General features: G+C 71.7%; 13 protein-coding genes. 6 read left to right on the top strand and 7 right to left on the bottom strand.

Features of this window, described 5'->3' with window-relative positions; all coding sequences use genetic code 11:
• Positions 1 to 123: 123 nt before the first annotated feature.
• Positions 124 to 1884, bottom strand: a complete 1761-nt coding sequence (locus AC5677_RS23740; RefSeq protein ID WP_497189937.1) for a serine/threonine-protein kinase — start codon at positions 1882 to 1884, stop codon at positions 124 to 126.
• A gap of 503 nt (positions 1885 to 2387) precedes the next feature.
• Here AC5677_RS23740 and AC5677_RS23735 point away from each other — a divergent pair.
• Positions 2388 to 3824, top strand: coding sequence for a PspC domain-containing protein (locus tag AC5677_RS23735; RefSeq protein ID WP_497189936.1), 1437 nt, complete (start codon positions 2388 to 2390; stop codon positions 3822 to 3824).
• Complete coding sequence (locus AC5677_RS23730) at positions 3821 to 4027, top strand: hypothetical protein (RefSeq protein ID WP_497189935.1); 207 nt, start codon at positions 3821 to 3823, stop codon at positions 4025 to 4027. The genes AC5677_RS23735 and AC5677_RS23730 overlap by 4 nt, the downstream gene beginning before the upstream one ends.
• 68 nt (positions 4028 to 4095) lie before the next feature.
• Here AC5677_RS23730 and AC5677_RS23725 read toward each other — a convergent pair whose 3' ends face one another.
• Both AC5677_RS23725 and AC5677_RS23720 read right to left on the bottom strand, forming a co-directional pair.
• A complete protein-coding gene (locus AC5677_RS23725) occupies positions 4096 to 4641 on the bottom strand; it encodes a TQO small subunit DoxD (RefSeq protein WP_497189934.1) in 546 nt (181 codons plus the stop codon).
• A gap of 205 nt (positions 4642 to 4846) precedes the next feature.
• Positions 4847 to 6127 carry a hypothetical protein gene (locus AC5677_RS23720; protein ID WP_497189933.1) on the bottom strand — a complete coding sequence of 427 codons (1281 nt, stop codon included), beginning with the start codon at positions 6125 to 6127 and terminating at the stop codon, positions 4847 to 4849.
• A gap of 298 nt (positions 6128 to 6425) precedes the next feature.
• Here AC5677_RS23720 and AC5677_RS23715 point away from each other — a divergent pair, with 298 nt between their 5' ends.
• Together AC5677_RS23715 and AC5677_RS23710 are read left to right on the top strand one after the other, a co-directional pair.
• The gene (locus AC5677_RS23715) at positions 6426 to 7043 is read left to right on the top strand and encodes a hypothetical protein (RefSeq protein ID WP_497189932.1); all 618 of its coding nucleotides are present in this window, start codon (positions 6426 to 6428) and stop codon (positions 7041 to 7043) included.
• A gap of 9 nt (positions 7044 to 7052) precedes the next feature.
• Positions 7053 to 7811 (top strand): bestrophin-like domain, encoded by a 759-nt coding sequence (locus AC5677_RS23710; RefSeq protein WP_497189931.1) that lies wholly within the window; start codon positions 7053 to 7055, stop codon positions 7809 to 7811.
• A 136-nt stretch (positions 7812 to 7947) separates the two neighbouring features.
• On the opposite strand, the gene AC5677_RS23705 is transcribed toward AC5677_RS23710, so the two are convergent.
• On the bottom strand, positions 7948 to 8733 hold the full coding sequence (locus tag AC5677_RS23705; protein ID WP_497189930.1) for a class II aldolase/adducin family protein: 786 nt from the start codon (positions 8731 to 8733) through the stop codon (positions 7948 to 7950).
• A gap of 159 nt (positions 8734 to 8892) precedes the next feature.
• Between AC5677_RS23705 and AC5677_RS23700 the strand changes: the two genes are divergently transcribed.
• Positions 8893 to 9354, top strand: a complete 462-nt coding sequence (locus tag AC5677_RS23700; RefSeq protein WP_497189929.1) for an SRPBCC family protein — start codon at positions 8893 to 8895, stop codon at positions 9352 to 9354.
• 12 nt (positions 9355 to 9366) lie between these two features.
• Here AC5677_RS23700 and AC5677_RS23695 read toward each other — a convergent pair whose 3' ends face one another.
• From AC5677_RS23695 to guaA, 3 genes are all read right to left on the bottom strand, one after another.
• Positions 9367 to 10275, bottom strand: coding sequence for a 2-hydroxy-3-oxopropionate reductase (locus AC5677_RS23695; RefSeq protein ID WP_497189928.1), 909 nt, complete (start codon positions 10273 to 10275; stop codon positions 9367 to 9369).
• A gap of 70 nt (positions 10276 to 10345) precedes the next feature.
• On the bottom strand, positions 10346 to 10966 hold the full coding sequence (locus AC5677_RS23690) for a Uma2 family endonuclease (RefSeq protein ID WP_497189927.1): 621 nt from the start codon (positions 10964 to 10966) through the stop codon (positions 10346 to 10348).
• Positions 10967 to 11075: 109 nt separating this feature from the next.
• Positions 11076 to 12659, bottom strand: coding sequence for a glutamine-hydrolyzing GMP synthase (gene guaA, locus AC5677_RS23685; protein WP_497189926.1), 1584 nt, complete (start codon positions 12657 to 12659; stop codon positions 11076 to 11078).
• 243 nt (positions 12660 to 12902) lie between these two features.
• Here guaA and AC5677_RS23680 point away from each other — a divergent pair, with 243 nt between their 5' ends.
• A complete protein-coding gene (locus AC5677_RS23680) occupies positions 12903 to 13208 on the top strand; it encodes a chorismate mutase (protein ID WP_497189925.1) in 306 nt (101 codons plus the stop codon).
• Positions 13209 to 13400: the final 192 nt, after the last annotated feature.

The raw sequence follows: 13400 nt of genomic DNA, 5'->3' as shown, positions 1-13400 counted from the left end.
ACCACACCGTCACTTCCGTGCGGACCGCGCAGCGCCGCAGGCCCCGGGACGGGATGCGCGGTAGCCCGGCCCCCGGCCGCTCCGCCGGATGCCACACGGCAGACGGCAGACGGCCGTGCCACGCTACTTGTGGCTGAACCCGTCGCGCACCGCCGTGAAGATGGACGCGTATTTTGGCCACTGGGCATCGGGGGCGGACAGATAGATGGCGTACTCGTTCTCGCCCTCGCGCCCGAACCCGAGGTCCACCGCCCGGAACTTCCGTACCGATCCCTGGAAGCGGAACTCCCAGATGGCCGCCGGTTCGCCCCTGAACGTCGTGTCCTGCAGCCGCATGCGGTCGTAGCCGGGCTGTTTCGCCTCGAGCTGGCGCTCGACCTGCTGGAAGTGCTTGACGTTGTCCGAGCTGGCAAAGCTCAACACACTGATCTTCAGACAGACCAGCTTGGTGGGGTCGATGTAGTTGACCTCGTTCCGGTCCGGCTTGAAATCCCGGGTCCAGCCGTCGGGCACGGGAAAGGAAACCCCGAATTCCTTTTCCTGGACGCGGTGATATCCGGCGGGCGTGGGCGGCAGTACGGTCGGGGAGGTACTGGGCTTCGGCTTTTCGACGGACGGCTGCTGCGTGGCCGGCGCATCGTCCGAGAGCTGGCCGAGCATCTGCCCCAGATACCCCGTCACGGCGAGGACACCGCCCCCGACGCCCATGACGACGAGGACCCCCACGACGCTCCAGACGACGGTGCGGCGCCGGCGCCGCGTGCCGGTCGGGGCAACGGTCTCGGTGCGGGAGTCCGGTACAGGGTCGGGCACCGCCGCCGGCACAGGGGAGGGAACGGGGGACGGAGCAGAGGGCGGCACGGTCGCCCGAGGCCACGGCGTCTGGCGGGTCGAGGCCCATGCCCCGTCACCCGACGTCGCAGCGTCGGCACTCGTCACGCCGTTGCCCGCCGCGTTGCCCGCCGCGTTGCCCGCCGCGTTGCCCGCCGCGTTGCCCGCCGCGTTGCCCGCCGCGTTGCCCGCGACCAGCGTTCCCTGCCCCAGCACTGCCGTGTCCGCGTCCACCTCCGCGGCGCGCAGTGCCTGCTCGACGACGTCGGCCGTCGGCCGGTCCTCGGGCTCCTTGGCGAGCAGCGCCTCAATCAGCGGAGTCAGCGGCCCGGCGTTGCGCACCGGTGCCAGCGGGTCCATGGCGATGGAATACGCCGTCTCCACCGCGGTGTGCTTACGGAAAGGGGGCCGCCCCTCGACGGCCTGATAGAGCGTCGCCCCCAGCGCCCACAGGTCCGACGCGGGCCCCGGCCTGCCGCCCTTGACCCGCTCCGGTGCCAAGTAGTCGATGGAGCCCACCAGCTCGCCGGTCTTGGTGAGCGTGGAGGTCCCGGTGGCGACGGCGATCCCGAAGTCGGTGAGCACGACCCTGCCGTCCGCGCCGAGCAGCACATTGCCCGGCTTGACGTCACGGTGCAGCACCCCGGCGGAGTGCGCGGCCCGCAGCGCCGCAATCATGCCGCGGCCGATGCGCGCCGCCTCCCGCGGAGGGAGCGAACGGCCGGACCGCGCCGCCTCCTTGATGGCGTCGCCGAGCGTCGAGGACGGGACGTACTCCATGACGATGCAGGGCATGCCGGCGTCGTCCACGACATCGTGCACGCCCACCACATTGGGGTGGTTGATACGGGCCGCGGCCTGCGCCTCCCGGGTGGTGCGCTCATAGCGGGTGGCGAGTTCGTCCGGATCCAGTTGGGGCGATACATGCAGACGCTTGACCGCGACCTGACGCCCGAGGAGTTCGTCCCGGGACCGCCAGACGGTGCCCATACCGCCTTGGCCTATCCGTTCGACCAGGCGATATCGCCCGGCGACCAGTCGCCCCTCGTCCACTGACGCCGCCTCCGCCACCGCACGCCCCTTCGGAAGCCCGTACGTATCCAGGGCGCAACGATAGTCTCCAGCGTCGACTTATCGGCCCCCGGCCACCGCCCGTCGGCTGCTCAATTTCAGGTCACGGACGGTCTCGGGGGGCGAATGCGGATATTGCGCACGCCGATGCGGGACCTCGAACCCGCCCGTGCAGCGGCAAACCGACCGCAGGGACAAGCAAAAGCCCACCACAGGGACACCGCAGGGACAGCGAACGGACCGCAGGGGCAGCGGAACCGACCGCGGGGGCAGTGAACCCGACCGCGGGGACGGTCGTGCGGTCGGTCGGGGGACATGCACGGCCGGACGTGTGGCTCCGGACGGCTCATCGGGCAGCTCAGGCCGCTTTCTCGGGGCAACTTCTCAGGCCCCTGGGCCCTCAGGCCCGTCTCAGGGGCAATCTCAGGGATCTGCCAGGGTTCCCACGGATGCCGTGGGCCCGTCGCCCTTGTCACCATGGGTCCATGAACGATGCAGCCCCCGTCGAGGAGTCGGCGCCCACCGATCCCGCCGGCCCCACCCCGCCGCATCCGCCGCTGCGCCGCAGCCGGCGGCACAAGGTCGTGGCCGGGGTGTGCGGCGGTCTGGGCCGGCAGTGGGATCTCGATCCGGTGATCTTCCGGATCGTGCTGGCCGTCCTCACCGTCTCCGGCGGTGTCGGCCTGATCGGCTACGGCTTCGCCTGGCTGATCATCCCGCTCGACGGCGAGGAGGAGAACGAAGGCCGCAGGCTGCTGTCGGGGCGCGTCGAGGGCTCCGCGCTGACGGCGCTGCTGTGCGCGCTGGTGGGCTGCGGGCTGTTCCTGACGACCATCGGCAAGGGCAGTGTGCTGTCGTTCGTCATCATGCTGCTGCTGGCCGTGGCAGGTTCCGCCTACTGGTCGCGCAGGCGCCACCGGGCGGAGGCCGAGGGGCTGGAGTCGATGGACGCCGCGACCGCCCAGGCCGTCGCCGACGCCCCGCCCGAGACCCAGGCGCCCCCGGCGCCGAACAGCCCGTCGTGGTGGCGGGACCCGCGCTCCAAGGAAGCGATGGCGGGCCCTGGCTATCTCTGGGGCCCCGACAAGACACCGCTCGATGTCTACTACGACTTCGAGCACGGCCGACACGGAGCGTCCGCGCGCCGCGGTGAATGGTCCACCGGGGGCCGGCCCCAGCCGCCGGTGCCCGCTCCCGGCCGTGCCCCGCGCCCCGGCGCCCGTGCGGGACGTTCCATAGGCGGCTGGACGTTCCTGCTGGCGCTGCTGGCCGGCGCGGGCGTCGCCGGCGGGGTCTCCCGGCACGACGCCCTCGCCCCCGCGCTCCAAGCCGGCCTGGCCTGTGCGCTGGTGGTCTTCGGGCTGGGGCTGGTGGCCAGCGCCTGGCTGGGCCGGACGGGCGGCGGCACGGTCTTCATGGTCGTCCTGACGTCCGCGCTGCTGGCGGGTGCCACCGTCCTGCCCGACACCATCACCGCCAACTGGCAGCACCGCACCTGGTCCCCCACCAGCCTCTCCGCCCTCCGGCCGCATTACGCGCTCGGCTCCGGCGACGGTGTGCTGGACCTCGGCGGGCTGCCGCTCAAGGACGGGCGTACGGTCCGCACCGGCGCGGAGGTCGGCGCCGGCCGCCTCCAGGTGACGCTGCCACAGGGCGTCACCACCACCGTCCATGTCTCACTCGGCATAGGCGATCTCCAGCTGCCCGGCGACGCGCCCAACGACGTGGACATCTCCGCCGCCGGCCAGGACCGGACGGTCACCCTGCCCGCCACCGGCCTGAAGAAGGGCGAGAAGCCGCGCGGCACACTGGATCTGACGCTCGAGGTCGGCGCCGGCCAGGTCGACATCCGCACCGCCCCGGCCAGCACACCGGCCGCCACCCCGCCGCCCGCGCCCACCCCCCAGGGAGCCGCCTCATGACGCGTCACCCCTTCGAACCCGCCCGTCTGATCGCGGGCGTGACCGCGATCGTCGTGGGCGCCGGCTACGGCCTCGACGCCGTCGGCGTCTGGCACGCTCCCGGCCCCTGGCTCTTCCTCGCCGTCCCCGCGGGCCTGTTCCTCTCCGGCGTCACCGCCGCCGTCTGGGCAACCACCCGCCGCCACAAGGCGGACAGCTCCTGACCCGGCGGCACTCGCCGGGTCACCGGCCCGGCGAGTGCCCTCCACGGCCATCCGGCCGCCGGCCCGGCTCAGCCGAACAACTGCGCCCCATGCCGGTTGCGCCGGTTCCGCAGCACCGCGTCCAGGGAGTACCGCGGCGCGCCCGCCATCACGAGCGGGATCCAGGCCATCAGATAGGCGAGGTCATTGCCGTAGTAGTAGGGGGTGGCCGACCAGCTCACCGTGAGCCACAGCGACAGCGATATCAGCGCGCCGCCGAACGCCGCCAGCCGCCCCAGCAGCCCGAAAAGCGTCCCGAGCCCCACCGCCAGCTCGCCGACGGCGATGGCATAGCCGAAGCCGACCGGGCTCTTCTGCGCCAGGTCCACCAGCACCGGCAGCGCCGCCGTGTCATGGACCTGGCTCAGCATCGCGCCGAGCGAGCCGGCCCCCCGGGCCGCCAGAAACCCGGAGTCCAGCAGCTTGTCGATCCCCGCATAGACGAAGGTGATGCCCAGGAAGAGCCGCAACGGGAGCAGCGCATGGCGGGCGAGCCGCCCCCGCACCCCGGTGGCGGGACCTCCTAGGCCCGTCCCCGCCAAATCGGCACCGACCGTACGATTCGCGTGCACCATGCCGTCCGCCTCTCCGTTGCCACCGGGCGCTGACGATTGTGCCCGCGCCCGCGCCTCATGGGGAGGTACGTACGCACCTTCGTATCGGGTTCAACCAGTCGACGTCCGTCCGACGGCCGGGCGACGTCCGTCCGACGGCCGGGCGACGCCCCACGCCCCGTCCCCCGTCCGCCCGAAGACCGCCCAAGGGCCGCCCGAAGGCCGCCTACTCCTGAACGTCGATCGGATACCCGGCCGTCTCCACGCCCGCGGCCGTGACCACCCGGACCTCCACCCGCCCCGGCTCCACGTCGACCGGTACCGGCACGGTCAGCACGCCGTCCGTCGGATTGGCGAACCCGCCGGCCACCGGCACCAGGGGCACCGGGACATGCACCGCGCCGATCCGTACGACGGTGCGGGCCAGCCGGTCCGGCGTCCCGGCGCCCGGCGGCACGAAGCCGGTGCCGCGGATCTCGATGTCATCGCCGGTACGGATCGGCGCGGCGAGATCGCCCAGCTCCCGGGACCGGACGACCGACAGGATGACCGGACGACCGCCGCTCACCGCGTTCCCGGCCAGATACGTGACCGCGGAGAGCAGGATCAGCCCCACCAGACCCCAGGGCAGATCCGGCAGTTGAGCGGGCCGCCGGGCCAGGCACACCAGCGCGTATCCGATCGCGACCCCGTTCACCAGCACGTACTGCGCATCGGGGAAGCTGCCGCGCCCCGCGTCGTCCGCCAGCAGATCGGCGGCCCGCGGCCGTTCCGCGGGAACCTTCTGCAGCCGCCCCGCCCGGACCCGTACGGTCACCAGGGCGTGCGCCAGCACCGCCACCGCGCAGCCGACGCACAGCGCCGCCAGCAGGGCGCCGGAGCGGGGCAGCCCAAGACCGTCGAGGAGGTGCCGCCGCCCACGGGAGCCCGCCGCCGCCAGCTGGACGGCCGCCATCAACACCCCGTACAGGACGACGGCCACCCACCCCGCCGCGACCGCCCGCGAGGTGGACAGCCGCCGGTCCGCGCCGATCAGCGGGGCCAGTGCGCCGCCCTGCGCGCGGTGCCACCAGGCCGCCGCGGTGAGGGCGAGCGCCAACGCGAGGGCCGCGATCAGCCCCGCCGTACGGGCCAGGGTCCAGCCCGTCCCGACGGCGGTCAGCGCCTGCCCGAGGAGCAGCGCCGCCACCGCGGCCCACACCACCAGCAGGGTCCGCCGCTGTACGGCCGCGAGCCAGGCGATGCCTTCGGCGGTGGCGCGCTCGGCCAGCTGCCGGGCGGAGAGGGTGAGTTCATCGGAGACCCACTGCCGGGCGGCCCCGGCGGAGTGGGCGAGCCCGGACGGTACGCCCCGCCCGGCGGCGAAGTCCTCGCGCAGCGCGACGAACGCGGCGACCGCCTGCCGATGCCCCACGCGGGCGCCGTGCGGGCACCGTCCGCACTGACAGGCGCCGCCGCCCTCCGGCTCGCCCGTTCCGGCCACCCTGCCCGCCGCCTCAACAGACACGTCCGCTACCGCCCCGCACCCTCGTCACCGTCATGGCCCCGGCCACGCCTCGCGCAAGCCATGGCCATCCTCAACTTGTCATTCCTGGACGGGAATTGTGCCCCGATGGCGGGGCAACCCGCCAAACGGCCAGTTGGCGCGGGGGACGTGGCCCGCCTCGAGGTTGACGCCGGTCGCACGGCGCCCCGATGGCACACTCGATCGCCAAGTACGCCCGCAAATGCGGCACTTACCACCTTCGGGGGAAACGACGCGGGATGACGGCTGATCCGCGCCCCGCCTGTGCAAGCTCTCCGGCGTGCGGGAAATAGAGAGATCACACCGGATCGCGGCGTGCCTGGCAGCCGCCGCCTTCACCGTGCCCGCCGGATTCGCCGTACTGGCGCTCCCGGCCCCCTCAGCCATCGCCCACGACCGCCCCACTCACCACAGCAACATCACCGGCCATCCCGGCTACCGCGAGGGCGACAACTGCGCCTACGCCGGGACGAGCCCGCCCGTCGACGTCCCGACCGGATTCCCGATGCCGCGCGGCTGGCACTTCCCCTGTACGTCGGCCACCCCGACGCCCCGGCCGCGTCCTCCGGCACCGGCCCCCCGGCCGCGCAGCACACCGCCGAAGCCGACGCCACCACCTCCGCCCCCACCACCGCCTTCGCCTCCGCCACCGCCTCCGCCGCCGCCCCGGCACATCGACCCGCCGTCCCCGAAGCCGACCCCCCGGAAGGCCCCGGTGCCTCCCCCGCCCCGGGTCGCCCTCCCCCACAGCCGCCCCCCGGTGACCCACAAGCCGCGCGCCGGACGCTCCCTGGTGACCAGGACCCTGCTGGTCACCGCCCCGGCCGTGCTGGCGGGTGCCGCTCTCCGTCCCCGTTCCAGCTCCTCGTCCGGTTCCGCCGGGCGCCGTTCCTCGTAGGAGGTTTCCATGTCGCAATGGCTGGTGCTGACCATCGCCATGGCCGCTGCCTGCGGCGTCGTCCTGGCCATCACGGTGCTGAGGCAGCGCCGGATCGGCGAGGACGACGACCCGTCCGAGACGCCCGATGTCATCGAGTACATGACGATGATGGTGGGGGTGGTCTATGCGATCGTCCTGGGTCTGGCCATCGCCGGTGTCTGGGAGGCCCGCAGCGCCGCCGAGGACACCGTACGGACCGAGGCGCAGGCCCTCCACGAGGTCAGCGCGCGGGCGGCGGCGTACCCGGCGCCGGTGCGGGACCGCATCCGCTCGGACGTCGACGCCTACGTCGGCTATGTCGTCCACAAGGAATGGCCGGTCATGGCCGAGCAGCAGCAGCTCACCTCGCGTGGTACGGCTCTGCTGGCGAAGGTCCGTGCCGATGTCATCGACTACCACCCCCGTGACGACTACGAGGGGCAGTCCTACCAGCCGCTCGTCGATCAGGTCGGGGTGGCCGACGACGCCCGCAACAGCCGTGCGGACGCCGCCGATTCGACGCTGCCGGGCGTGGTGTGGTTCGGGCTGATCGCCGGCGCGGCCATCACCATCGGTCTCATCTTCACGCTGCAGATCCGGCGTTCGACGCGTGAGCTGCTGATGGCCGGGCTCTTCAGCGCGCTGATCGCCTTCCTGCTGTTCCTCGTCTGGGACTTCGACGCCCCGTTCAGCCGGGGCATCTCCGCCGGGTCCCAGGCCTTCACCGACCTGTTCCCCCACCTGTGAGCCGCGGCCACCACCCCTAGCCGCCGCCCCTGAGCCGGGGGGGCCACCCTGACCCGCTGCCGCCCTCGTTCCGGTGCCCTACGAGCCGCTCCCCCGGCCCGTAGGGCACCCGCAGCGGCGGGCCGTGCCGGTCCGGCTAGTTGAAGAGGTCCGGCTCGCTCCGCGCGATCTGCTGATAGAGCGGCTGGTAGTTGATCCACGCCACCAGATCGTTGCCGAGCTGCTCGCGGGTGTGCACCGCGTTGTCGTGGTCGATCGGCACGGGCTTGCCGGCCGCCTTTGCGGTCAGCTGGACCTGGCAGGACCGCTCCATGGTGATGAACCACCAGGCCGCCGCGTCCACCGAGTCGCCGACCGTCAGCAGCCCGTGGTTGCGCAGGATGACGGCCTTGTGCGGCCCGAGCGCGGCCGCGATCCGGCGGCCCTCCTCCTCGTCCACCACGACGCCCGTGTAGTCGTCGAAGAGGGCATGGTCCTCGTAGAAGGCGCAGACGTCCTGGGTGATCGGCTCCAGCAGCTCACCGAGCGAGGACAGCGCCCGGCCGTACGTGGAGTGGCTGTGGGCCGCGGCGACCACGTCCGGGCGGGCCTGATGGACCTGGGAATGGATCGCGAACGCCGCCTGGTTGACGTGATAGCGGCCCTCGACGACCTTGCCCTCGTGGTTGACCAGAATCAGATCGCTCACGGTGATGTGCTTGAAGGACATCCCGAAGGGATTGACCCAGAAACAGTCGGTGAACTCCGGGTCCCGGGCGGTGATATGGCCCGCCACGCCCTCCTCGAAGCCGAAGCGCCCGAACAGGCGCAGCGCCGCGACCAAACGCTCCTTGCGGTACCGCCGCTCGTCGTCGACGCTCTCGTGCGTCGGCGGCATCGCGAACTGCAACATCTCGGTGGGTATGGGCATCGGTTCCGGCATCGCGGCTCTCCTCTGACGTACGGCTCACAGCACTCCCCCAAGGGCGGAAGCTACCCTCCGGTACGACAGAGGGCCAGGGCTGCGACGGGCATCCGCGCCCGGACGCGCAGGATGGCCGGCCGTACCGGAAGAGGAACATCCGCCACCGGAGGGGACACCATGAGGTCCATATCCATCAGCAGAGACATCGCCGCCACCCCGCAACGGCTCTTCGCCCTGCTCCGGGACCCGGCCCGGCATGCCGAACTGGACGGTTCCGGCATGCTGCGCGGCCGGCCCGACGGCCCGTCACCGCTGGGCGCCGGGGACCGGTTCAGCATGGCGATGCGGCAGAACGGGATCGCGTACCGCTCGGTGAACGTGGTGGTGGAGTACGAGACGGACCGGCTGATCGCCTGGGAGACATGGGGGGAGTTCCGCGGCCGGCGGGTCATCGGCGGCCAGCGCTGGCGGTACGAGCTGACGCCCGGCGACGCCGTCACCCATGTCACGCACACCTACGACTGGTCCCGCGCCCGTCTCCCCCGCCTGGTCATCGAACTCCCCGGCCTTCCCCGGCGGATGGGCCCGGCGATGGGCAGGACGCTGGACCGGCTGGCCGCCGCCGTGGAGCCGCGGTGACGGCCCGGTGGCTCAGTCCCGCCCGTAGCCGCTGAGCAGCTCCACGCCGCGCAGCAGCGCCGAGTGGTCGAGGCCGCCGTCGCCGCGGGCCACGGCGGAGGCGATGAGCTGGGCGGCGACGACACCGACCGGGAGCGGGGCGCCGACGGTGCGGGCGGCGTCGAGGGCGTTGCCCATGTCCTTGTGGTGCAGTTCCAGCTTGAAGCCCGGGGTGAATTCGCGGGCGAGGAGGTTGCCCTTCTTGCGGGCCAGGACGGTGGAACCGGCCAGTCCGCCGCCCAGCACCTCCAGCGCGGCGGCGAGGTCGACGCCGGACTTCTCCAGGAAGACGACGGCCTCGGCGAGCGCCTGCAGATTGACGGCGACGATCAGTTGGTTGGCGGCCTTGACGGTCTGCCCGGCTCCGTGCGGTCCGCAGTGCACCACGGTGTTGCCGACGGCCTCGAGGACCGGCAGGGCGGCATCGAAGTCGGCCCGGTCGCCGCCCACCATGATCGACAGCACGCCCTCGACGGCGCCCGCCTCGCCGCCCGACACGGGGGCGTCCAGCACCCGGATGCCCTTGTCGGCGGCGGCCTTGGCCAGATCGATGGAGGTCTGCGGGGTGATGGAGGAGTTGTCGATCAGCAGCGTGCCGGGCCGGGCGTTCTCCAGAATGCCGTCGGGCCCGTACGCGACGGCCTCGACCTGCGGGGACGCCGGAACCATGGTGACGACGACATCCGCGTCGCGCACCGCCTCCGCGATGGACGCCGCCTCCTTGCCACCGGCCGCGATCAGCGCGTCCGCCTTGCCGGGGCTGCGGTTCCAGCCGAGCACGGTGTGTCCGGCCCTGGCGAGGTTCACCGCCATCGGGCTGCCCATGATGCCGAGGCCGATGAAGCCGATGGTGCTCATTGCGCGCCTCACTGTCTTCCGCATGGCGGACTCAATCTGCCGTGATACGGAATCCATCCTCCGTCGCGGGGCGCATACCGTCAACCGGCGCCGGTCAGCGGCGCCGGTTGATCGCGGTGAGGTCGATGTCGATGGGGAAGGGGACGGGGACCTTGATGCGGTTGTGATGGATACCTGTCGGTGTGTACGCGTGAGTGGCTGGGTCAAGTTCGTAGACGTATACGACGGGGAGGCCGTTGTCGTTCTCCACCCTCCAGAAGTGGGGAACACCGGCGGAGGCGTACTTGCGAGGTTTGACGTCGCGGTCCCGCGCTTCGGAATCTTCCGACACGACCTCTACCGCCAGGATGACGTCCTCGGGCCGGAGCCAGGTCTCCTTCGGTCCGGTGTCCGCATCGAGTGGCACCACCAGGACATCGGGCTCCGGTCGATTGCGCTCGTCCAGCTTCACCGTGAACTCCCGGAAGACATCGAGTTCGTCCGGCGCCTGCTCCAGTAGCGCGGTCTCCAGTAGTCGCATGGCTCGCACGTGAAATTTGGTCTGCGGGCTCCTAAAGACGAGACTCCCGTCGATCAGCTCTGTGTGCGGAGGAAGGTCCGGAAGCCGGTCGAGGTCGTCCGCGGTCCAGCCGCCCGGCGGCGGGACGGGGTAGGTGTACCGCTCACCCTGCTCGTCAAGGTCGTACTCAGGTGCGGCGCCCACAATTGCTCCCATATGCCGGAGTCTCGCCTGTGCGGCCAGCGTACCCAGCGCAAACGACAACGCCGCCGCTCAAACGAATGAGCGACGGCGTTGTCATGGACATCAGCGGGAGATCAGACGATCACTCCCACTCGATCGTCCCCGGCGGCTTGCTGGTCACATCCAGCACCACGCGGTTCACGTCCGCGACCTCGTTCGTGATCCGGGTCGAGATGCGCGCCAGGACGTCGTACGGCATCCGCGTCCAGTCCGCCGTCATCGCGTCCTCCGAGGAGACCGGGCGCAGCACGATCGGGTGGCCATAGGTGCGGCCGTCACCCTGGACGCCGACCGAGCGGACGTCGGCGAGCAGGACCACCGGGCACTGCCAGATCTCGCGGTCGAGGCCGGCCGCGGTGAGCTCCTCGCGGGCGATGGCGTCGGCCTCGCGCAGCAGGTCCAGGCGGTCCTTGGTGACCTCGCCGACGATGCGGATGCCCAGGCCGGGGCCGGGGAACGGCTGGCGGTGGACGATCTCGTCGGGCAGGCCCAGCTCGGAGCCGACCATCCGGACCTCGTCCTTGAACAGCTGCCGCAGCGGCTCGACGAGCTCGAACTCGATGTCGTCCGGCAGGCCGCCGACGTTGTGGTGCGACTTGATGTTGGCCGTGCCCGTGCCGCCGCCGGACTCGACGATGTCCGGGTAGAGCGTGCCCTGGACCAGGAACGCGACCGGGTGGTCGTTCGGGGCCTCGGCGACGATCTCGGCCTGGGCCTGCTCGAAGACGCGGATGAACTCGCGGCCGATGATCTTCCGCTTGGTCTCGGGGTCGGAGACCCCGGCCAGCGCGTTCAGGAACCGCTCCTGGGCGTCGACGACCTTCAGCTGGACGCCGGTGGCGGCCACGAAGTCCTTCTCGACCTGCTCGGACTCGCCCTTGCGCATCAGACCGTGGTCGACGTAGACGCAGGTCAGCTGGTCGCCGATGGCCTTCTGCACGAGCGCCGCGGCCACCGCGGAGTCCACGCCGCCGGACAGCCCGCAGATCGCCCGCTTGCTGCCGACCTGCTCGCGGATGGCGGCGACCTGCTCCTCGACCACGTTGGTGGTGGTCCAGCTCGGTTCGATGCCCGCGCCGCGGTAGAGGAAGTGCTCCAGGACCTGCTGGCCGTGCGTGGAGTGCAGCACCTCGGGGTGGTACTGGACGCCGTAGAGCTTCTTCTCGTCGTTCTCGAAGGCGGCGACCGGGACCACGTCCGTGGACGCGGTGACCGTGAAGCCCTCGGGGGCGGCGGAGCAGGCGTCGCCGTGCGACATCCAGACGGACTGCTCGGCCGGGGTGCCCTCGAAGAGGGTCGAGCCGGGCTTGGAGACGGTCAGCGGGGTGCGGCCGTACTCGCGGGCACCGTTGTCGTCGACGGTGCCGCCGAGGGTGGTGGCCATCAGCTGGAAGCCGTAGCACATGCCGAAGACCGGGACACCGGATTCGAACAGCGAGCGGTCGAGGCTGGGGGCGCCTTCCGCGTAGACCGACGAGGGACCGCCGGAGAGGATGATCGCCTTCGGGTTCTTGGCGAGCATCTCGGCCACCGGCATGGTGGACGGCACGATCTCGCTGTAGACCCTGGCCTCGCGGACACGGCGGGCGATGAGCTGGGCGTACTGAGCGCCGAAGTCGACCACGAGGACGACGTCCGGGGCGGCGGCAGGGGGTCCTGATGACACTTCGCGGCCTTCCGGCGGTGGAACGAGGGGTTGGACTTTCGATTCTAACGGGCTCATACTTGGCGCCATGTCCAAGCAGCTGACCTTCGTCTTTACCTATGGCACCGGCCCGTCCGGCTGCCATGGTCGTGCTGCTTGATCGACTGACAAGCAACTTCCCAGGCGCCCCGGGCCGACAAGGCCCGGGGCGTCTGCGTTCGGGATCATGTCGGCTCCGGGGACACACCCCCAGGAGATACGGATATGAGCACCGAGACCGCCACCGCCGCCCCCGCCACCCCCGAGACCGGCGCCCGCACGCCCGAGGCCGCCGGGGTGATCACCGACGCGCGCACCCGGATCGACGATCTCGACGGCCGGATCATCGGCCTCGTACAGGAACGGATGGCCGTCTCGGCCGTCATCCAGCGCGAGCGCATCGCCTCCGGCGGCCGCCGGGTGAGCCTCGCCCGCGAGATGGAGATCCTGGCCCACTACCGCAACCAGCTCGGCAAGCCGGGCACCGCGCTGGCGATGACCCTGCTGGAGCTGTCCCGCGGCCAGATCTGAGACGGGCCGGAGACGAGTCCGGAGCGGGCCGGAGGCCGGACGGGACACAGGCAAGGCCGGGGCGTGGCCGGATTCTGTCGGTGGCGAGGGCGCGCGGTACCGGGGCGCGCGCCCGGCGCAGCGGGCGCATTTGAGTTCGGTATCCGACTCACCCGTACGGCGCGTGACCGGCCGCCGAGAGGCTTCGTTGTT

It is taken from the genome of Streptomyces sp. JLSY215, assembly GCF_059682825.1.
Note: the sequence above shows the minus strand (reverse complement) of the source record. Positions and strands in the feature narration are given on the sequence as shown.

Excerpts from the sequence above, each read along its gene's own strand:
- AC5677_RS23705 (WP_497189930.1), bottom strand. The coding sequence starts at position 8,733 with ATGCCGGAACCGATGCCCATACCCACCGAGATGTTGCAGTTCGCGATG.
- AC5677_RS23700 (WP_497189929.1), top strand. The coding sequence starts at position 8,893 with ATGAGGTCCATATCCATCAGCAGAGACATCGCCGCCACCCCGCAACGG.
- AC5677_RS23690 (WP_497189927.1), bottom strand. The coding sequence starts at position 10,966 with ATGGGAGCAATTGTGGGCGCCGCACCTGAGTACGACCTTGACGAGCAG.
- AC5677_RS23735 (WP_497189936.1), top strand. The coding sequence starts at position 2,388 with ATGAACGATGCAGCCCCCGTCGAGGAGTCGGCGCCCACCGATCCCGCC.
- AC5677_RS23730 (WP_497189935.1), top strand. The coding sequence starts at position 3,821 with ATGACGCGTCACCCCTTCGAACCCGCCCGTCTGATCGCGGGCGTGACC.
- AC5677_RS23710 (WP_497189931.1), top strand. The coding sequence starts at position 7,053 with ATGTCGCAATGGCTGGTGCTGACCATCGCCATGGCCGCTGCCTGCGGC.
- AC5677_RS23695 (WP_497189928.1), bottom strand. The coding sequence starts at position 10,275 with ATGCGGAAGACAGTGAGGCGCGCAATGAGCACCATCGGCTTCATCGGC.
- AC5677_RS23680 (WP_497189925.1), top strand. The coding sequence starts at position 12,903 with ATGAGCACCGAGACCGCCACCGCCGCCCCCGCCACCCCCGAGACCGGC.
- AC5677_RS23725 (WP_497189934.1), bottom strand. The coding sequence starts at position 4,641 with ATGGTGCACGCGAATCGTACGGTCGGTGCCGATTTGGCGGGGACGGGC.